The organism is Corallibacter sp. (genome assembly GCF_048381695.1).
Taxonomy (GTDB): domain Bacteria; phylum Bacteroidota; class Bacteroidia; order Flavobacteriales; family Flavobacteriaceae; genus Corallibacter; species Corallibacter vietnamensis.
Window position 1 is genome coordinate 128,263 of sequence record NZ_JBLXHI010000006.1, and the last position, 23,257, is coordinate 151,519.

Genomic DNA, 23,257 nt, shown 5'->3' on the forward strand with positions numbered 1-23,257 from the left:
ACTTGGCATTAGAAGCTCATGAATTATAAAAAAGCACTGCAACACCCTATATTCAAGACTGTTTCTCAATCAGCCAAAGAACTTAACATAGACAGTTACGTTATAGGCGGATTTGTTCGCGATTTTATTTTAAAAAGAGGCTCAGCAAAAGACATTGATATTGTTGCCATTGGTAGCGGTATCGCTTTAGCAAAACAAGTCGCAAAAAATTTACCTAACAAACCTAAAGTTCAAGTTTTTAAAACTTATGGAACAGCAATGCTTCGCTATGATGATATTGAAGTTGAATTTGTAGGCGCCAGAAAAGAAAGTTATCAAGAAAATAGCCGCAACCCTATTGTTGAAAACGGCTCACTTCAAGATGATCAAAACCGAAGAGATTTTACCATAAATGCATTAGCTCTTAATTTATCTGAAGCCAACTTTGGAGAACTATTAGATCCGTTTGGAGGTATTCAAGATTTAGAAAACAAATTAATAAAAACACCTTTAGATCCTGATATTACTTATAGCGACGACCCTTTACGAATGATGCGTGCTATTCGTTTTGCAACACAATTAGGATTTAAAATTGAAGAAGAATCTCTTAACGCTATTTCAAGAAATAGCGAACGCATAAAAATAATTACCAACGAACGCATTGTTGTAGAGCTAAACAAAATTCTAGAAAGCAAAAAACCTTCTACTGGGTTTTTATTACTTGAAAAAACAGGACTACTTAATCGTATTTTACCTGAGCTTACTGCCTTAAAAGGCATTGACGAGATAGAAGGCCAACGTCATAAAGACAATTTTTATCACACGCTTGAAGTCGTTGATAACATTTCTGAAAACACAGACAACCTATGGTTACGCTGGGCCGCTTTGCTTCATGATATTGGCAAAGCACCAACCAAACGTTTTTACAAAAGAACAGGCTGGACCTTTCATGGTCATGAATTTGAAGGTTCAAAAATGGTCTATCATCTTTTTAAGCGCCTTAAAATGCCACTTAATGACAAAATGAAATTTGTACAGAAAATGGTATTTATGAGCTCAAGACCTATTGTACTAGCAAATGATGAAGTTACAGATTCTGCTGTTCGTAGATTAGTTTTTGACGCAGGTGATTATGTGGATGATTTAATGACACTTTGTGAAGCTGACATTACTACAAAAAACCCGAAAAAGTTCAAAAAATATCACAACAACTTTAAGATAGTTCGTGAAAAAATAGTTGAAGTTGAAGCGCGTGATCATGTGCGTAATTTTCAACCACCAATTTCTGGTGAAGAAATTATGAATACTTTCAATTTAAAGCCTTCAAAAGAAATAGGTATCATAAAAGAAACGATTAAAGAAGCTATTCTAGAAGGTGATATCCCTAACGAACATGAAGCCGCCTATCAACTTATGCTTAAAGAAGGTAAACGATTAGGCTTGACCATACAAAACTAAAAAACATATGAAAAAGCATTTTCACACCATTGCCAAAGTAACGCTTGTTTTAACATATTTGGTTATTATTGCTGGTGCTGTGGTAAGAATGACAGGTAGCGGCATGGGTTGCCCAGACTGGCCTAAATGTTTTGGTTACTATATTCCGCCTACAGAACACGAACAGTTAGAATGGCATGCTAATAAAACCTACAAAAAAGGGCAAGTTATTATTGTAAACGAAACATTACAAGTAGCCAAATCAGATTTTACAACTGCAGATACATTTATAAAATCACATTGGGAAACCTATACAAAACATGATTATGCTGTTTTTAACCCAACACATACTTGGGTAGAATATATAAACCGACTATTTGGTGCTCTAGCAGGTTTCGCAACATTATTAATGGCTTTTGCATCAGTAAAGTTCTGGAAAGAAAACAAAACCATTACACTACTATCGTTTGCAATAGTTTTTGGTATGGGATTTCAAGCATGGTTAGGAAAAACCGTAGTAGACTCTCATTTAGCTCCTTTTAAAATAACAGTTCATATGGTTATGGCACTGGTAATAGTTGCTGCCATTTTATATGTTATTTACAAAACAAGCCCTAACAAAAAGGCTTTTAAGCAGCACAACGTATTTAAAAACGTACTGGTAGTTGCTTCTATACTAACACTTATTCAAATTGTGCTAGGTACGCAAGTAAGACAATTTATTGACGAGCAAAGTAAACTGCTAGGAGATGAAAATACAGACTTATGGCTAAACAATCCAACCCTTTCTTTTTACGTACATAGATCATTCTCTATTGTAGTCCTACTGGTAAATGGTTATCTATATTATTTATTAAAAAAATACAAACTCAACCATAAAAAATTAAACTGGGTTATGGGCATTCTCATCATAGAAGTACTCTCAGGAATTGCCATGGCTAATTTTAATTTTCCTTTTGGTTCGCAAAGTTTGCACCTTGTTTTAGCTAGTATTTTGTTCGGAATTCAATATTACTTAATTTTAGAAGCATTTAACGCTAAAAACAAACTACAAACTTCGTAACTTTGCACGCTTATTTTAAAAAATTATGGTTTACAGATTTAGAGTTATTCTTGACAACGATACAGAAGATGATGTTTTTCGCGATTTAGAAATTCGTGAAACTGATACCCTTGAAGATTTACACAACATCATTACGCAATCCTTTGGATTTGACGGTATGGAAATGGCTTCATTTTACATGAGTAATGATACTTGGGAACAAGGAGAAGAAATTTCACTATTTGACATGAGTGAAGGCGTAAACTCTGTAAGGCTAATGAACGAAACCACTATTAATGATGTGGTTCATGAAGCACAAACAAAGCTTATTTATGTTTATGATTTTTTAAGCATGTGGACATTTTATGTAGAACTTGCTGAAATTGTTGAAGAAGTTGAAGGTACTGATTACCCAAACCTTATGTTTGTACACGGACAAATTCCTGATCAAGCGCCAGAAAAAGCTTTTGAATCTGATGATTTTAATGATGACTTTAATGAGTTTGATGACGATCTTGATATAGAAGATTATGATAATTTAGATTTTGATGAAAATTGGAATTAATCAATTTTTTCTTTTTTATAAAAAACTTAAAAATGCATCCCACAATAATAGGATGCATTTTTTATTTTGTAACAATTCACTAATTTAATCGTCACATTAATAACCAACATTACTGACTTTTTATATCAGTAAACAAAAACCACACATTTTGGAGACCGTATTAACAATCAAAAATCTTACAAAAAAATTTGGCTATCTCACAGCTGTAAAAGACTTATCATTTACCATAAACAAAGGCAATGTATATGGTATTTTAGGCCCTAACGGTAGCGGAAAATCTACCACTCTAGGTATTGTACTTAACGTGGTAAATAAAACCGAAGGAAACTTTCACTGGTTTGATGGTAATGTATCAACCCATAACGCCTTAAAAAAAGTAGGAGCTATTATAGAACGTCCTAATTTTTATCCATATATGACAGCCTACCAAAACCTAAAACTTGTTTGCAAGATAAAAGGCGTTCCATATAGTAAGATAGAAGAAAAGCTTCAAGTGGTAGATTTATTAGATAGAAAAGACCATAAATTTAAAACCTATTCTCTGGGAATGAAACAACGTTTAGCTATTGCTTCTGCGCTTTTAAACGACCCAGAAATATTAATATTAGACGAACCTACTAACGGATTAGATCCGCAGGGAATTCATCAAATACGTGAACTTATAAAGAAAATTGCCAGCGATGGCACTACAATTTTGTTAGCCTCTCACCTACTAGATGAAGTTGAAAAAGTATGTAGCCATGTAGTTGTTTTAAGAAAGGGTGAAAAACTATATTCTGGTCGTGTGGACGAAATGATAAGTAGTCATGGATTTTTAGAGCTTAAAGCAGAAAAACAAGAACAACTATTAAAGTTTCTTGACGACAAAAAAATGTTTGGAAAAATTAAAGTAGAAGATGATTTGGTTACTGCGTTCTTGGATCAGCCTATGGATGCAAAGGCTGTAAATAAACTTATGTTTGAAAACGGCATTACACTATCACACCTTGTTAAACGAAAAGAAAGCCTTGAAGAGCAGTTCTTAAAACTAACAGACAACGTTTAATTCCAATCAAAAAACCAATCACATGTTACGACTTATAAATTTAGAATTACAAAAACTTTTACTTAACAGAACCAGTAAAATACTCATTTTTGTATCGTTTATTTTACCATTTACAGTATTAATCCTGTCTTCAATAAAAATAAATTTTTTCGGATTTTTCACACTAGAACTAGGCGAATTAGGTATTTTCAACTTCCCTATAATCTGGCATATAACAACTTTTTTTGCTTCTTATTTCAAATTTTTCTTTGCTATTGTTGTTGTAAGTATGATAGGCAATGAATACAGTAATAAAACACTAAAGCAAAACTTAATTGATGGTTTAAGCAAGAAAGAATTTATTCTTTCAAAATTTTACACCATTGTATTCTTTTCACTTTTAGCAACAATCCTGATAAGCGTTGCTTCATTTTTTATTGGCTTATACTATTCTAGTTACACAGAAGCTGCCATTATTTTTAGAGAAACCGAATTTATTTTAGCGTATTTCATAAAACTGGTTGGGTTCTTTAGCTTGTGTTTGTTTTTTGGTATGCTTGTAAAGCGTTCAGCTTTTGCGCTTGCTTTTCTATTTATTTTATATATCGTAGAGTGGCTAGTTTTTTGGGGTTCATATGAGATTTTTGGTAATTCTGAAACAGCTTTTAAAGTTAAAGGTTTTATGCCTTTAGAGTCTATGTACAAGTTGATAGATCAACCTATACAGCGTATTATAATGACTAAATACCCTGATAAAGTAGACTTAACTTACGACTATGCTGTACATTGGCAAGAAATAGCCATTGTGTTAGGTTGGACAGCTATATTTATCTTTTTATCGTTTAGATTATTAAAAAAGCGAGATTTGTGATATCTTTGATAGCTATTGCTATCAAAAAAATGAAAAAAAGATTATTATACATACTGTTAACTGTATGTACTTACACCTATGCTCAACAAGAAGCTGCTAACTGGTATTTTGGTGAAAATGCAGGAATCAACTTTGGTACAGATGGGAGTATTACGGTTTTAAATGATGGTCAGTTAAATACTGTAGAGGGTTGCTCATCTATATCTGATGCTAGTGGGAACCTCCTTTTTTATACAGATGGTCAAAGAGTTTACAACAGGAATCATCTAGAAATGAGTACTTTTCTTTTAAAAGGAGATGAATCCAGCACGCAATCTGCTATTGTTGTTCCAAAACCTAACGACCCTAATATTTATTACATATTTACAGTTGGCTCCAATCAAACCACAAATGGTTTGAACTACTACACTGTAGATATGACACTTAACGGTGGACTTGGAGGTATGGTTGGAGCTGAAACAGAGCTTCTTGAAAGATGTTCTGAAAAAATATCAGCTGTATTAAAAGATTGTCAATCAGGTTCTATTTGGGTTATTGCCTTATCAAATTTAAACGGAAATGGAGTAAGCACCATGAATACATTTCATGCTTTTGAAATTTCAACTACCGGTGTAGACACTACACCTGTATCTACAAGAATTGGCACTTTAAACATTACTGATTTACGTGGTTACTTAAAACTGTCTCCTAATGGAGAAAAACTTGCTTGTGCCAGCACTAGCAATGGTTTACATATATTTGATTTTGATACTGATACAGGACATGTAAGTAACCCTTTGAGATTAAATATTTCAGGGACAAACAATAAACCTTACGGTATTGAGTTTTCGCCAAACAGCAACCTTTTATATGTAACCTCATCCAACGATTTTTTTGGAACTGGAGATCATGATCCAAGAAATCATCATTCTGTATTAACACAGTTTAATCTCGGAACAACAGATATACAAGCTTCTGAATTACCTATAGATAGGCAAGATATGTATAGAAGTGCTTTACAATTAGGTCCTGATGGCAAAATTTATAGATCTATGTCTTTAACTTATAGCCGTGGTGCTCCTTATTTAAGTGTTATAAACAATCCTAACACTTTAGGAGTTGGATGTGACTATCAAAGCAATGCTATAGATTTAGGCACAAATAATTCAACACAAGGCTTACCGCCTTTTATAGCTTCCTTTTTTGCTGAAGACATAGATATTATTAGAAATGGTAGCGAAACTACATTTTTACCTTTATGTACAGGGGACACATACACTTTAGAAGCTGACAATATCCCTGACGCCACCTATGAATGGACTTTTAATGGTAATATAATCAGTGAAAATGATTATGATTTGGTCGTATCTCAAAACGGTATTTATGAGGTTACTATAAACCTTAATGATGGTGGATGTGGAATTTTAGAAGGTAAGGCTATCGTTGAGTATTTTGATTATCCAGTTGCTAACTTAATAGACGACATTTCTATTTGTGATGATAACAACGACGATACTTGGTCTTTTGATTTTACAAGTCTAAATATTGATGCTTTAGGCACTCAAGACGCTTCAATTTATAGCGTTCATTATTTTGAATCTGAAGCTGACGCTAATAACAATGACAACGAAATTATAGGCTCTTATGAAAACACATCAAACCCGCAAACTATTTGGTATAGAGTTGATAACGATGGAAATCCTAATTGCTATGACTTAAAATCTTTTATCATTAGGGTTTTAAACACGCCAACTGCCAATGATCTGGAAGATCAAGCAGTTTGTGATGATGATACTGATGGAGATAATACAAACGGTCAGGTTGAAATTAATCTGACCAACTTTAATGATGATATCTTAAATGGTCAGAATGCCGCAGATTACAATATAACTTATCATTCGTCATTAAACGATGCTATAAATGGCTTTTCTGATTTACCTCTTACTTACTATAATCAAACTCCTTTTTCTGAAACTATTTTTACTAGAATAGAAAACAAAGAAAATGAAGACTGTTTTGATACAAATTCATTTAACATTATTGTAAACCCTTTACCTGTTGTTGTAAACACTTCGCTAATACAATGTGATGAAGATGGCATTAACGACGAAATAACGACCTTCAATCTAAACCAAATAATTGATGATATAACAGGTGGAAACACGAATTTATCTACAACTTTTCATGAAAGTTTAACAGATGCCCAAGACATATCTACTACTGCTGTAAATGCTGATGCTTTTACTAATAATGCTAACCCTCAAATTATTTACGCCAGAGTAAAAGACGACAATACAGGCTGCTTTAGCATTGCTAATGTAACGCTACAAGTTAGCACCACACAAGTTAATGACTATATTGCTAACCCTGTATGTGACGAACTTAATTCTGAAGATGGTATTAACTCCTTTAACCTAGATGATTTTACCACAGATATACAAACTCAAAACAATATCACATTTCCTGTTACTTATTACAGCTCTTATAATGATGCTTTACTTGAGCAAAACGAGTTAACATCCCCTTATACTAACACGCAACCGTATAATGAAACTATTTATTTTAGAGTAGAAAATGCTAATGCCTGTTTTGGTATAGGTGAAGCTTTATTAACAATCAATATGCTTCCTCAATTAGAAGACGACGAGACTGTTTTGTATTGCCTTAATAATTTCCCATCAAGCAGACCTATAGATGCTGGAATTGTTAACGATAATCCTAATAACTATTTATATAACTGGTCTTCTGGTGAAAACACTTATGAAATTATGGTAAACACCGTTGGAACTTACACCGTAACGGCTACCAACATAAATACAGGTTGTTCTAAATCTAGAAATATCACTGTAAACCCATCAAACATTGCTACGTTTGACTCTATTGAGGTTATCGATGCTTCTGAAAACAATACTATTACAGTACTTGTTTCTGGTGAAGGTGATTATGAATATGCTCTTTTTGACCAAAACGGAATTATCACTAATTACCAAACAAGCAATACCTTTACTAACGTTTACCCTGGTATTTATACCGTAAGTGTAAAAGATGTTAAAAATGATTGTGGTATTGTAGAAAACAGTGTTTCTGTTATTGGGTTTCCTAAATTTTTCACACCAAATGGTGATGGCACCAACGATACTTGGCAAGTACAAGGTATTTCATCTATGTTTCAGCCTAATTCTAAAATTCTGATTTTTGACAGATATGGTAAGCTTTTAAAACAATTAGATCCTCTTGGTCCTGGTTGGGATGGAACTTACAATGGTAACGTTTTACCTGTTAGTGATTATTGGTTTTCTGTAACTTTACAAGATGGAAGAACTTATAATAATCACTTTACTTTAAAAAGATAAACATTAAAATTTGTACATTTATTTAGAAATATAGTTTCTAATTATTAATGTATCGTAACTACATAATCTTTGCCTTTTTATTCTTTGTTTGCATAAATAATGGATTGTGCCAAGACATAGATCTTTTTCAGCAATTCAATGGCCGCTATGATTATACTGCCATAGGTAACACTCTAAACCCAGAAGAGAATAATATTGTTAGAGATTTTTGTGAAATCCTTCCTGAATCTGAAGCTCAATTAACCATAAACAGTAGTCATACCATTGTTGCTGCATATTTATATTGGGCTGGTTCAGGTGCTGGTGATTTAGAAATTAATTTTAACAACCAAACCATTAACGCTGAAGAAACCTACACTATTGACTATGAAGACCCTAATTATGGTACCCTAACCTATTTTTCGTGTGTTGCCAATGTTTCTAACTATGTAATATCACAAGGAAACGGAATCTATGAATTTTCAGGATTAGATATTTCAGACACATTATCATCAAATTCTGGATATTGTAATAATAGAACAAATTTTGCAGGTTGGAGTTTGTATGTTATTTATGAAGATAGCAGCTTACCCATAAATCAGATAAATATTTTTCAAGGATTAGAAATTATAAATAGAAACATTCAGGAAAAAGTAATCTTGTTAGAAGACATTAATGTTTTAGATAATATTGGTGCTAAAATAGGATTTCTAGCTTGGGAAGGTGATTCTCTTTTAAATTATGGCGAATCGTTATTAATTAATAACAACCTACTTTCTAATCCTCCTTTAAACCCATCTGATAATGCATTTAACGGCACAAATAGTTTCACTAACTCTAACACGTTTTATAATTGTGATTTAGATGTTTATAATGTTCAAAATAATATTGCTATTGGAGATACATCGGTTGAAATCAAACTAACCACAGGAGGTTTTGATTCTAATGGTATTTTTCAAGCAGATTTAATTATCTTAAACAATATCATTACTGTATTAAACATACAGTTACCAGATGCAACCATTTCTATAAACGATACAACTGTTTTTTGTAACAACAGAGATGTTGAAGTTGACTATACTGTTTCAAATTTTAATAGCACAGATATATTGCCTAACAATACGCCAATTGCTTTCTATGCAAATAACGAATTAATTGCGCAATCGTATACTCAAAACACGCTTAATGTTGGAGCTTCAGAAAGCAACACCATACAGATAACTATTCCTGAAAATATTCCGTTAGACTTTACATTAACCGCTGTTATAGATGATGATGGAACTGGAGTTGGTATAGTTACAGAACTTAATGAACTGAACAACACATCTCAAAACGATGTCTCATTAATTCCATTTCCTGAAGTTATTGATTTACCTGACTTGAGTAATTGTGATGAAGGCTTTGATAGTGCTCATTTTGATTTAACACACTTATTAAACAGTATAAATTATGACACAAACTTTAATGTTAGTTACTATACAACTTTAGAAGATTTATATAATGATAACAATGAAATTCTAACACCAACAAACTACAAAAACACTCAAAACCAACAATATATATACATTAAAATAGAAAATTCAATTTGTTTTGATATCTTTAGGAGTAAATTAATTGTAAAAAATTGTCCGCCATACATCCCCGAAGTTTTTACCCCAAACAATGATGGCTATAATGATTGGTTTAACATACAAGGGCTCTATAATATTTTTGAGAATCACAAACTATTAATATATAACAGATACGGAACATTAATCTTTGAGGGTAATAACACCTTACCATGGCAAGGTAAAGCTAATAAAGGTCTTAATAACAAAGGAAAGATTTTACCTGTAGGAACCTATTATTACATATTACATCTTAACGATTCAAACTACAAACCTATGACTGGATGGGTTTATTTAAATAAATAACAAAATGCATTTAATCGTGTTTTTTTGCGTTTAATCTGTATTTTAGTTATTTTGTCGCGCGTTTAAACATAAATTTAACTAAAGTTGACAAATCTAAACAGAACAAAGAGTACGTCTTTCAAAAGCTTACGCTACATATACGTAGTGATTATGGCGTTAATTAGTCACGTATTTTATGCCCAACAAATTCAGATTGTTGACAATTTATCTCCTTCACAGTTAATTGAAGAACACCTAGCTGTTGGATGTGTAGATGTGTCTGATATTACATCTAGCATAAATGGTAGCGTAAACCAGATAAGGAGTTATGGTTATTTTGAAAGAGGCTCATCAAACTTTCCTTTTGAAAACGGAATTGTACTATCAACAGGTTCTGTGATAGCTGCTGGAAATACACAAAACACAATTGCTCTTAGCGAAGGCAATATAAACTGGGGAACTGATAGCGATTTAGAAAATGCTCTTGAAATCACAAACACGCTTAATGCGACCTCTATAGAGTTCAACTTTACTTCTGTTACAAATCAAATACAGTTTAATTACATATTGGCTTCAGAAGAGTATTATGCAAGTTTTCCATGTGATTACTCTGATGGATTTGCGTTTCTAATTAAAGAAGCAGGCTCAACAGAGCCCTATACCAATATAGCTGTAATTCCTGGCACCAATACATCTGTTAACACCAATACAATTCATGAAGAAATAGTTGGAATTTGCCCTGCTCAAAACGAAGCTTATTTTGAGGGTTATAATATTGGTGACACTAACTTTAATGGCCGAACAACGGTTATGACAGCTACTGCTAACATATTACCCAATGTAGAATATCACATTAAACTTATTGTAGCAGATCAAACTGATGAAAGTTATGACTCTGCCGTATTTATAGAAGGAAATAGCTTTAACTCTTCAGTTGATTTAGGATCAGATATAACTACATGCGCTGATAACACAACACTAAATGCCGATATTGATAATAACAATGCTAGTTATGAATGGTATTTTAACAATGGACTAATTAACGGAGAAACAACGTCTTCTCTTAATGTAACTGAATCTGGAGAATACAGTGTATTAATTCGTATTCCGTTAAATAATGATTTTTGCGAAATTGAAGATTCCATTCAAGTAAACCTAAACGATGCGCAAACCTTAAGTGGTATAACTAACTTTATACTTTGTGATACTGCCGAAAATGATGATATAAGAGTTTTTAATCTCGACCTAAAAACACCTGAAATATTGGCATTATTAGCACCAAGTAACTATAACATAAGCTATCACTTATCTGAAAATGATGCTATAGAAAACAATAGCCCTCAATCTTCATTAATACAAAACTCAAGCAATCCGCAAACACTTTTTGTTAGAATTGAAGATAATGATAATGGGTGTTTAACGTATTCACAATTTGATTTAATTGTAAACCCTTCTCCTGAAATTGTAGAGCCTGAACCTCTAATAATTTGTGACCCTGATGCTGTAAATGGAGGTACTCAAGTAGATTTAACACAACTCAATGATGAAGTTTCTAATAACAATCCTGATGTTTTAGTAACGTATCACTACTCTCAAACTGATGCTGATTCTGGCGACAACCAAATCAATTCAATCTTTGTCAACACAAACTCTAATCAAGAAGTTTTTATAAGAGTAACAAACCCTGATACAGGTTGTTCTGATACAACATCTGTAAATATAACTATTTTAGAAACACCTCAAATAAATACAGATCCTCAATCAATTAATGCTTGTGAGCAAGATGATGATGGCTTTGAAACCTTTGATTTATCTTCTGTTATAGATGATATTTTACAAGGCTTAACAAACGTAACAGTAACATTTCATACTACAAACCAAGATGCTCAAACAGGAGACAACCCTATACAAGATATTACCAATTATGAAAACACCACGCCAAATGTTGAGGTAGTTTATGTTAGAGTTGTAAGTGATGATAATGACTGCCCTGCTATATCTAACGTGACTCTTTATTCTAATATATTAGAGTCTGAAACCAATATTAGAAATTTTTACAATTGTGATGATGCTAGTAATGATGGCATTAGTAACTTTAATTTGACAAACATAGCAAATACGATTATAAATGGGCTTCCAAACACAACAGTAACGTTTTACGAAAACGAGCAAGATCAACTTAACGAAACCAATGCTATAGATCAAAACATACCATATCAAGTTACTTCATCACCACATACATTATATATAACCATATCAAATGATGATTGTACGCACCTAAACAGTATAAATCTAATTATAAATCCACCTGTTTACATACAGCCTTTAAATCCTGTTGATTACTGTGATATAGATGATGATGGATTTACATCAATTGACTTAAGCACTTTTGATACTTATTTTGGTGAAGGTATTGCTGATCCTCAAGTAAGCTATTATTTAACTCAACAAAATGCTGATGATCTAGAAAATGCCTTACCGCCGTTTTATACGAATACATCAAACCCACAAACACTATATATAAGTGTAAGAAGTGGTTCTACAGGCTGTAGAGATACTGCTGAAATACAAATAAATGTAATTCCAGCACCAACAGTTTCACAACCTAGTGATATTATAATTTGCGATGAGGATCAAGATGGTTTTCACATAGTAAATCTTGATGATAAAATTTCTGAAATGGTAAGTGATACTACAGACTTAAACATCTTATTTTTCACCTCTTTATATGATGCCAACAACAACATTGACGCAATTGAAAACACTGATGTATACAATGCAAATACGCAAACTATATACTCTAGAATTGAAAGTGATATTACAAGTTGTTATGCTATAGCTGTATTTGATATTATAGTAAATACCGAACCCTATTTTCCAGAAATAAGCAATTATAGCAATTGTGAATCTGACGGAAACCAAACAGCTGAATTTTTATTTATCAATAAAGATGAAGAAATATTAGACGGACAAACAGGTAAACGTGTTTTATACTTTACTGAAGAAAACCACGCCATAAACAGAACCAATATTATTGACAAAACAGTTGCTTACACAAATACATCAAACCCACAAACCATTTATGTAAGAACTGAAAACATCAGTGATATTTCATGTTATAACACAGCTTCTTTTATAATAGATGTTGGCTCTAACCCTATTTATAACACACCTTTAGATCAAGCTGTTTGTGACGATATTTCTAATGATGGCCAAGAAATATTTGACCTTTCTATTGTTACAGACCAAATATCTCTTAATAGTCCAGAAAACCTAACTATCACATACCATAGAACACTAGACGAAGCCAATAACGCACAAAACAGCTTGCCTCTTGACTTTGCTAACGAAGAAAACCCTCAACAAATATATGCGCGTATAGACAATGGAACTCACTGCTTCGGTATTGCAGAATTTGGTCTACAAGTGATACAAGTTCCTATAGTAAATTCAGCTCCAGAGATTGTATTATGTGATGACGATTATGACGAAATAACAACTTTTGACTTAACTGTTTCTGAATCTGAAGTTTTAAATATAAGACAAGATGATATTGCAATTAGCTATCATGCCGATTTAAATGATGTTGAGAACCATATAGAAATTCAAAATTCAAACGCCTATAATAACACTAGCAACCCGCAAACAGTGTATATAAAAATAACCAACACGGTCTCTTTATGCTATGTTTCAGTTCCTATCGACTTACATGTTAATATACCTCCTCAAATATTAGCACCTTTAGTTCAAGTTTGTGAGCCAGATAACCTAACATATAATCTGTCTGATGCCTTACCTACTTTAATTGGAAACCAGCAAAATATAGAAACCACATTTTACGCAAACCTAACCAATGCAGAAAATGAATCAAATGCATTAGATACTAATTACACTTATACTTCTTATAATGACACAATTTACGTTAGGGCTGAAAACACATTAACAAATTGTGTACAAATTTCATCATTTAACTTAATAATCAACCCTACTCCAGTAGCACATTCTGCTCCTAACCTTGAAACCTGTGATGATGATTTTGATGCTATGCACCTATTTGATTTATCAGATCAAACACCTATTATATTAGGCAATCAAAGTGCAAATCAATACACCGTTTCTTATTTTGAACTAGAAGAAGAAGCTATAGATAATGTAAACGCTATTCAAGATTTAAATTATGTGGCTTATGATAATCAAACACTATATGCAAGAATAGAAAACAATACAACAAATTGTTTTAGCATAACATCTTTTGACATTTTTGTACACAGAAAACCTGAATTAAATATTCCAGACCAAACAGTTTGTTTAAATAGTTTACCTTTAGTCGTTTCAGCCGATACTGGCTTTGCCACAGACTCCTATCAATGGTCTACAAACGCTACAACACCAACTATTGACATCACACAAATAGGCACCTATTCTGTAACTGTCACTACACAATATGGCTGTTCAACATCAACTACATTTAATGTTATTGAATCAGAGCAAGCAACCATTGAGTTTACTGAAACTGTAGACTTTTCAGACCCTAACAACATTACTGTCACAATAAGCGGCATTGGAGATTATGTATACATTTTAGACGGAGGCGCTCCTCAAGAATCTAATACTTTTTACAATGTAACGTTAGGACCACACACTATTGAAGTATATGATTTAAACGGATGTGCTTCTGCAATAAAAGAAATTGTTGTGGTTGATGCGCCTTTATTTTTCACCCCAAATAATGACGGACAAAATGACGTTTGGCAAATTACAGGAATAGAAAAACTAGAAGGGACAATCGTTTATATTTTTGATAGATATGGCAAACTACTTAAAACATTAAGTCATACATCAATAGGCTGGGATGGTACTTACAATAATAGTCCTATGCCCACAAGTGATTATTGGTTTTTAGCAAAAGTAAAAAAAGATGAAAGTGAATTTGAAGTAAAAGGTCACTTTACATTAAAAAGATAACTCTTTTTTTATTACGGCTTTAACATTCTTAACCAAGAGAAAAACGCTATTATTGGTTATATTTGCACCCCAATAAAAAGTAATGAAAAAAGGCATATACATCCTTATATTTTTATTATCTGCTTACACATGGTCTCAAAATGTACAAGTAGACAGTCAAACATATACACCGCAACAACTCATTGAGGATGTTTTGATTGATAGTGATTGTATTACAAATGTTACTGTTACAGGTGTCGTAGGTGGAAACTTTAATGACACCGACCAAAGTTATGGTTATTTTGATGCCACAGGAACTGGGTTTCCTTTTCAAAGAGGTATTGTTTTAAGTACTGGCAGATTATCCAATGTACCTGGACCAAACACTTATATAAGCGATGATGACGCCCCTAATTGGACAGGAGACAATGATTTAGAAAACGCATTAAATGAATCAAATACCTTAAACGCTACAATTTTAGAGTTTAATTTTACTTCAAATGCTGATCAAATAAATTTTCGCTACTTATTTGCTTCCGAAGAATATCAAGAAGGAGACAGCAACACCTGTAGATACTCTGACTTATTTGGATTTTTAATTCGCCCCGTAAACCAACAAGAGTATACTAATATTGCTTTAGTTCCAAATACACAAACTCCTGTTAAAGTTACAACTGTACATTCAGGAATCCCTAATGGTTGTGACCCAATAAACGAAGCTTATTTTGGAGGTTGGAACAATGCTAATGCTCCTATAAATTTTAACGGACAAACAGCAGTTTTAACAGCAACGGCTAATATTATTCCTAATCAAGCTTATCATGTAAAACTTGTTATTGCTGACGAGCAAAACTATCGTTATGACTCGGCTGTATTTTTAGAAGCCGGAAGCTTTAGATTAGGAACAGATTTAGGTCCAGATAGACTTATTGCTACAGGAAACCCACTTTGTGAGAATGAAACCTTGGATGTTGATGCACAAATGCCTGGCAATAACACTTACAGGTGGTTTAGAAATAACGCAGAAATCGTTGGTGAAACAAATGCAACTTACACAGTAGCACAAGAAGGTGTTTATGATGTTGAAGTTACACTACAAAACAACTGTATCGCTTATGGAACTATAACTGTTGAATATAGCCAACCTCCAGTAGTAAATAATACCACATTAATAAATTGCGATGCAGATCAAAATGGCTTTACAGTTTATAATTTATTTGATGCATCAAGAACCACTATTCAATCTCAAGACGGATCTATAACAGGCTTCTTTACAGATAGAAATAACGCCATACAAAATACTGATAATATTACGAACCCTACTGCTTATGAAAATACGCAAATTTTGCAAACAGTTTATGCGCGTATTGAAAATAGATATGGTTGTTTTGCTATTGCAGAAGTAACTTTAGACACTTCAAATAACACCGTAGTTATTCCTGATTATAACACTTGTGACGACGAAACTGCTGATGGTATTACCAGTTTTAATTTAAATGAGGTTCAAAACACCATTGAACCTTTGGTTCCTAATGGCGCTTCTATTGTTTTTTATTCAAACGAAAATGATGCCTACGTTAATCAAAATCCATTAAGCAACTCATACACCAACAGTAATCCTTACAGCGAAACTCTGTATGTAAAAATCACAAATAACAATGCCTGTTACTCTGTGAGTGAAGTTGTTATACATATTAATGAAAATCCTGACTTATTACCTGATGAAACGATTTTATATTGTTTAAATGATTTTCCTACATTCACCTATTTAGACGCAGGAATCACCAACGGATCTAATAATAATTACACATTTACCTGGGAGAAAGACGGAACTGACCTGAACACCAATACGTCACAAATTGCAATTAACGAAACAGGTGTCTACACTGTAACGGTTACCAACGCCAATGGGTGTTCGGCAATCAGGACTATAACTGTCACACCATCTAACATTGCAACCATTGATGATGTTTCTATTATTGAAGCTTCTTCAAACAATTCAATAACCATACATGCATCTGGAGAAGGTGATTATGAATACGCATTAGATAATAGCTCTTTTCAAGATAGCAATATATTCACAAACGTATCTGCTGGTTTATATACCATTTTTGTAAGAGATAAAAACGGTTGTGGTCTTATTTCAAAAGATGTATCTGTGCTTGGTTTCCCTAAATTTTTCACACCAAATGGTGATGGCGATAATGATACCTGGAAACCTATAGGAATCACTTCAAACCAATTAACTATCAAAATATTTGACCGTTATGGCAAACTAATTAAAGAGTTAAATGCTTCTGAAAATGGATGGAATGGCGTTTTCAATGGTCAAAATATGGCTAGTGACGATTACTGGTACCACGCTGTTTTTCAAAATGGTAAGGAATATTTTGGTCATTTCTCTTTAGTACGATAGTGAAAGTAACACAGGCTTAACACAAACTCCCTAAAATATTTACTATTTTTGCCAGCCAATTATTTTTTTAATGAAACGAATCGCCTTCTTATCTGCAATTATTTTTTCAGTTTTATACACAAACTTAAGTGTTGCTAAATCAAACATTTGTCCAGCTCCTATAGTAACTAACTTTTCACCAACTCAAGGTCCAGAAAACACATTAGTTACAATAAATGGATCAAACTTTAATGATGCTGCTTCTGTTTTTTTCGATGGAATTTCTACTTCTTTCTCTATTATAAATGATAATGTTATAGAAGCTTATGTTCCTGCAGGAATCAGTAGTTCATCAATAATTACAATTACAAGTTCAGGAGGTTGTACGGGAAATGCTGCAACTGACTTTACCTTTCTAGATTCACAATGTAGTACTGCAGACGCTTATATTTCTGAAATTTATGATGCCTTATCAGGAAGTTATGCTGTCATTGAGCTTTACAACCCAACAAGTTCACCAATAGTATTAGACGGAATTTATGTCATTGAACGTTATGGAGATATTGGAAACACTACTCCAAGCCATACCTACAATGTTTTAGGTACTATCCAACCATTAGACACTTTTATTATCATATTAGGTAGTGGTTCAGATTGCCCATCGCTAACTGCTGATTTTACTGTTTCCACTGGAATTAATGATAACGATGAATTTAAACTTTTAAAAAATGGTGTACTAATTGACATTGTAAATGCTCCAGGAGAAAGAGGTTACAGTATTATTAGAAACCCTGATGCAGCTGTTAGTCAAACCACTTTTAACGGTAGTGATTGGACTATAAATTCTGAAGAAGATTGCTCTGATTTAGATTCACACACTGCTAATCCTATTCCTGATAACACGCCTACTGTAACTCAACCTAACTCTCAAGAGATATGTGAAAACGGTTCTACAACATTTTCTGTATCTATTAATACTGGTGTTTACACTTATCAATGGCTTACACTTGATGCTTCAGGCAACTGGGTTAACGTTACAAATAACGCTAATTATTCTGGAGCCAACACTAGCACACTAACAGTAAATAATGCACCTACAAGTTTTGATGGAAATCAATACTATTGTGAAATGACATCTGCAACATGTGATTTGGTAAGCATGGCCGTACAGCTTAATGTAAATAATCCTCAAGTTGATACACTTGCTGATTATACAGATTGTTCTAGTTATACCTTACCTGCACTTACAAATGGTAATTACTTTACACAGGCAAATGGTAATGGTTTACAACTTAATGCTGGCGAAGTAATTTCTTCTACACAAACTATTTATATTTTTAACGAGGTTGGTACTGCACCAAATACTTGCTCTAGTGAAAGTAGTTTTACGGTAACCATTTCTGGAAATCCGCCTGTAGATACGCTTGCTGATTACTCTGATTGTTCTAGCTATACGTTACCTGCACTTACAAATGGTAATTACTTTACACAGGCGAATGGTAATGGTTTACAACTTAATGCTGGTGAAGTAATTTCTTCTACACAAACTATTTACATTTTTAATGAGGTTGGTACTGCGCCAAATACTTGTTCTAGTGAAAGTAGTTTTACGGTAACCATTTCTGGAAATCCGCCTGTAGATACGCTTGCTGATTACTCTGATTGTTCTAGCTATACGTTACCTGCACTTACAAATGGTAATTACTTTACACAAGCAAATGGTAATGGTTTACAACTTAATGCTGGTGAAGTAATTTCTTCTACGCAAACTATTTATATTTTTAACGAAGTTGGTACTGCACCAAATACTTGTTCTAGTGAAAGTAGTTTTACGGTAACCATTTCTGGAAATCCGCCTGTAGATACACTTGCTGATTATACAGATTGCTCTAGTTATACGTTACCTGCACTTACAAATGGTAATTACTTTACACAAGCAAATGGTAATGGTTTACAACTTAATGCTGGTGAAGTAATTTCTTCTACGCAAACTATTTATATTTTTAACGAAGTTGGTACTGCACCAAATACTTGTTCTAGTGAAAGTAGTTTTACGGTAACCATTTCTGGAAATCCGCCTGTAGATACACTTGCTGATTATACAGATTGCTCTAGTTATACGTTACCTGCACTTACAAATGGTAATTACTTTACACAAGCAAACGGTAATGGTTTACAACTTAATGCTGGTGAAGTGATTTCTTCTACGCAAACTATTTACATTTTTAACGAAGTTGGTACTGCGCCAAATACTTGTTCTAGTGAAAGTAGTTTTACGGTAACTATTTCTGGAAATCCGCCTGTAGATACGCTTGCTGATTATACAGATTGCTCTAGCTATACGTTACCTGCACTTACAAATGGTAATTACTTTACACAAGCAAACGGTAATGGTTTACAACTTAATGCTGGTGAAGTGATTTCTTCTACGCAAACTATTTACATTTTTAACGAAGTTGGTACTGCGCCAAATACTTGTTCTAGTGAAAGTAGTTTTACGGTAACTATTTCTGGAAATCCGCCTGTAGATACGCTTGCTGATTATACAGATTGCTCTAGCTATACGTTACCTGCACTTACAAATGGTAATTACTTTACACAAGCAAACGGTAATGGTTTACAACTTAATGCTGGTGAAGTAATTTCTTCTACGCAAACTATTTACATTTTTAACGAGGTTGGTACTGCGCCAAATACTTGCTCTAGTGAAAGTAGTTTTACGGTAACTATTTATACTTCGGTTGATTTTAGCTTAAACGATTCTAATATTTCAATAAATGACAACAACCTTATTGTAAACATGTCTAATACAAGTATTAATTATGAGTATGCAGTTGATAATTCTAACTTTCAAACAAGTGCATCTTTTTACAATCTTTCACCTGGAACTCATACGCTTTATGTTCAAGATAGTAACGGTTGTATCATAAAATCTTTAAATTTTGAAATTAAGGAATCTAATGACATTCGTATTCCGTTATTTTTCACACCAAATTTTGATGGTCAAAATGATGTTTGGCAAATAACAGACAACAAAAACACGATTAAAGAAATTTACATTTTTGATAGATACGGCAAACTTTTAAAACAGGTTTCTCCAAGACTTAAGCGTTGGGATGGTAATTACAATGGATACCCTATGGAAACAAATGACTATTGGTATCTTATTACTCTAAAAACAGGTGAACAGCTTAATGGTCATTTTACTCTAAAGCGTTAATCTTAATTAAGTAGGAAGCGCATTTATTTTTATGTAATTTTGTTGTATGAAATTCAAGATAAAATCAGAATTTAGTCCAACAGGAGATCAGCCTCAAGCCATAAAAAAACTAGTTAATGGTATTGAATCTAGCGAGCAATACCAAACACTTTTAGGTGTTACTGGTTCTGGAAAAACATTTACAGTTGCTAATGTTGTTCAAGAAGTACAGCGACCTACGCTTGTTTTAGCTCATAACAAAACACTTGCTGCACAATTATATTCTGAATTTAAACAGTTTTTTCCTGATAATGCAGTTGAATACTTTGTGTCATACTATGATTATTATCAACCAGAAGCTTACATTCCTGTATCTGGCGTTTATATTGAAAAAGATTTATCTATAAACGAAGAGATAGAAAAAATGCGATTAAGCACAACATCTTCGCTACTTTCAGGGCGACGAGATGTTCTGGTGGTTGCATCTGTGTCTTGCTTATATGGTATTGGTAACCCTGTAGAATTTCAAAAAAATGTTATTTCTATTGAGCGTGATCAAGTAATATCACGAACAAAACTTCTTCATAGACTGGTTCAAAGTTTATATTCTAGAACAGAAGCCGATTTCAACCATGGAAACTTTAGAATAAAAGGTGATACTGTAGATATTTTCCCTAGTTATGACGATCATGCTTTTCGCATTCACTTTTTTGGTGATGAAATTGAAGAGATTGAAGCCTTTAATGTACAAACCAATGAAGTCATTGAGAAATATGACCGTTTGAATATTTACCCAGCAAATATGTTTGTTACTTCGCCTGAAATATTACAAAACGCCATAAAAGACATTCAAGACGATTTAGTTAAACAACATGATTATTTTAAAGAAATAGGCAAACATCTAGAAGCAAAACGCCTTAAAGAGCGTACCGAGTTTGACCTAGAAATGATTAGAGAATTAGGCTATTGCTCTGGTATTGAAAACTATTCGCGCTATCTAGACGGCAGGCAACCAGGCTCAAGACCTTTCTGTTTATTAGATTATTTTCCTGATGATTACCTAATGGTTGTTGACGAAAGTCATGTGACTATCTCTCAAGTTCATGCTATGTATGGCGGCGATAGAAGCCGAAAAGAAAACCTAGTAGAGTATGGTTTTAGACTTCCTGCTGCTATGGATAATAGACCGCTAAAGTTTGAAGAATTTGAAGCCTTACAAAATCAAGTGATATATGTAAGTGCAACTCCAGCCGACTATGAATTGCAAAAAACCGATGGCGTTTATGTTGAGCAAGTTATCAGACCTACTGGTTTATTAGATCCTATTATAGAAGTGAGACCAAGTCTCAATCAAATTGATGATTTAATAGAAGAAATACAGCAACGTGTTGAAAAAGATGAGCGTACGTTGGTTACAACACTTACCAAACGTATGGCAGAAGAACTTACCAAGTATCTTGATAGAATTCAAATTCGTTGTCGTTATATACATAGCGATGTTGATACACTTGAGCGTGTAGAAATTATGCAAGACTTAAGAAAAGGATTGTTTGATGTATTAGTTGGTGTTAATTTACTTCGAGAAGGTTTAGATTTACCCGAGGTTTCGTTGGTAGCCATTTTAGATGCTGATAAAGAAGGTTTTTTACGTTCAGCACGCTCATTAACTCAAACTGTTGGTAGGGCTGCTAGAAACCTAAATGGTAAAGCCATTATGTATGCTGATAAAATTACAAACAGCATGCAAAAAACTATAGATGAAACTAACTATAGACGTGAAAAGCAAATAAACTATAACACAAAACATAACCTAGTTCCTAAAGCTCTCAACAAAAGTTTAGACAGTGCTTTATCTAAAAATTCTGTTAGTACTTACAGTTATGAATTAGAAGCTGCTAAAGCCGCAGAACCAGAAAGCGAATATTTATCTAAAAGTGAGTTAGAAAAGAAAATTCGCGAGAACAGAAAGCATATGGAAAATGCTGCCAAAAACCTAGATTTTATGGAAGCTGCAAAATTTAGAGACAAAATAAAAAGCTATCAGGAAAAACTAGACGTGCTAAAAGCTAATTAGTTGTATTGTACCTTAAAAATATCAATTAAAACATCTGGTGGCACAACTTTATTAGGAAAACTATCCATTAAATAAAGCACCTTGTTTATTGACTCATGGCTTAAACCCATACGCAAACCATAATTAAAAAGCTTTGTTATTTCCTTATGAGATTTTTCATTATCAATATTCATCAATAAAACCAACCTATGAAACTGAACAATACGTTCACTATGAGAGTTTAAATGAATATAATTTATTGGATTTTCAATGAGATAATCAAAGTCTTCTCGGCTTATTTCTAATTGTTTTGTTATAGCCAATAAAAAATTATATTCAATAGGCTTTAAATCACTTTCATTTTTTGCAAATGAAATCATTTCAGACAATAAACTTAACTTTTCTACTCTATTAATCATACTAAACAAAGGATTAGCAATTACTTTTTATAAAGATACAGAGATAGAATATTTGATAATCCCTTATAAATTGTAACTTGTCGAAAATTACATGGTATTTCATCGTTGTTTTTTTACTTTAAATTA

The 23,257-nt window shown here is 33.0% G+C and carries 12 protein-coding genes; 11 read left to right on the forward strand and 1 reads right to left on the reverse strand.

The genetic code is table 11. The features are described 5' to 3' along the window. Nucleotides 1-18: 18 nt before the first annotated feature. From ACN5J3_RS09970 to uvrB, 11 genes are all read left to right on the forward strand, one after another. Nucleotides 19-1,437 carry a CCA tRNA nucleotidyltransferase gene (locus tag ACN5J3_RS09970; protein ID WP_417289718.1) on the forward strand — a complete coding sequence of 473 codons (1,419 nt, stop codon included), beginning with the start codon at nt 19-21 and terminating at the stop codon, nt 1,435-1,437. A 7-nt stretch (nt 1,438-1,444) separates the two neighbouring features. Beyond that, on the forward strand, nt 1,445-2,479 hold the full coding sequence (locus tag ACN5J3_RS09975) for a COX15/CtaA family protein (protein ID WP_418511645.1): 1,035 nt from the start codon (nt 1,445-1,447) through the stop codon (nt 2,477-2,479). Nucleotides 2,480-2,504: 25 nt separating this feature from the next. Further along, nucleotides 2,505-3,023: an IS1096 element passenger TnpR family protein gene (locus ACN5J3_RS09980; RefSeq protein ID WP_417289720.1), complete on the forward strand. Its 519-nt coding sequence runs from the start codon at nt 2,505-2,507 to the stop codon at nt 3,021-3,023. Nucleotides 3,024-3,171: 148 nt separating this feature from the next. Continuing rightward, nucleotides 3,172-4,068 (forward strand): ABC transporter ATP-binding protein, encoded by an 897-nt coding sequence (locus ACN5J3_RS09985; RefSeq protein WP_418511646.1) that lies wholly within the window; start codon nt 3,172-3,174, stop codon nt 4,066-4,068. Between the two features lie 22 nt (nt 4,069-4,090). Then, on the forward strand, nt 4,091-4,918 hold the full coding sequence (locus tag ACN5J3_RS09990) for an ABC transporter permease (RefSeq protein ID WP_417289722.1): 828 nt from the start codon (nt 4,091-4,093) through the stop codon (nt 4,916-4,918). Nucleotides 4,919-4,947: 29 nt separating this feature from the next. Further along, complete coding sequence (locus tag ACN5J3_RS09995; protein WP_418511647.1) at nt 4,948-8,250, forward strand: T9SS type B sorting domain-containing protein; 3,303 nt, start codon at nt 4,948-4,950, stop codon at nt 8,248-8,250. 104 nt (nt 8,251-8,354) lie between these two features. After that, nucleotides 8,355-10,142 (forward strand): gliding motility-associated C-terminal domain-containing protein, encoded by a 1,788-nt coding sequence (locus tag ACN5J3_RS10000; protein ID WP_418511648.1) that lies wholly within the window; start codon nt 8,355-8,357, stop codon nt 10,140-10,142. A gap of 84 nt (nt 10,143-10,226) precedes the next feature. Further along, entirely contained in the window at nt 10,227-15,086 is a 4,860-nt protein-coding gene (locus tag ACN5J3_RS10005; RefSeq protein ID WP_418511650.1) for a choice-of-anchor L domain-containing protein, read from the forward strand. Between the two features lie 82 nt (nt 15,087-15,168). Continuing rightward, entirely contained in the window at nt 15,169-17,481 is a 2,313-nt protein-coding gene (locus ACN5J3_RS10010; protein ID WP_418511651.1) for a choice-of-anchor L domain-containing protein, read from the forward strand. Between the two features lie 70 nt (nt 17,482-17,551). Further along, nucleotides 17,552-20,680, forward strand: a complete 3,129-nt coding sequence (locus ACN5J3_RS10015) for a T9SS type B sorting domain-containing protein (RefSeq protein WP_418511652.1) — start codon at nt 17,552-17,554, stop codon at nt 20,678-20,680. A 46-nt stretch (nt 20,681-20,726) separates the two neighbouring features. Beyond that, the gene (uvrB, locus tag ACN5J3_RS10020) at nt 20,727-22,733 is read left to right on the forward strand and encodes an excinuclease ABC subunit UvrB (protein ID WP_418511653.1); all 2,007 of its coding nucleotides are present in this window, start codon (nt 20,727-20,729) and stop codon (nt 22,731-22,733) included. On the opposite strand, the gene ACN5J3_RS10025 is transcribed toward uvrB, so the two are convergent. Then, nucleotides 22,730-23,131 (reverse strand): TerB family tellurite resistance protein, encoded by a 402-nt coding sequence (locus ACN5J3_RS10025; RefSeq protein WP_418511654.1) that lies wholly within the window; start codon nt 23,129-23,131, stop codon nt 22,730-22,732. The genes uvrB and ACN5J3_RS10025 overlap by 4 nt on opposite strands. Nucleotides 23,132-23,257 lie beyond the last annotated feature (126 nt).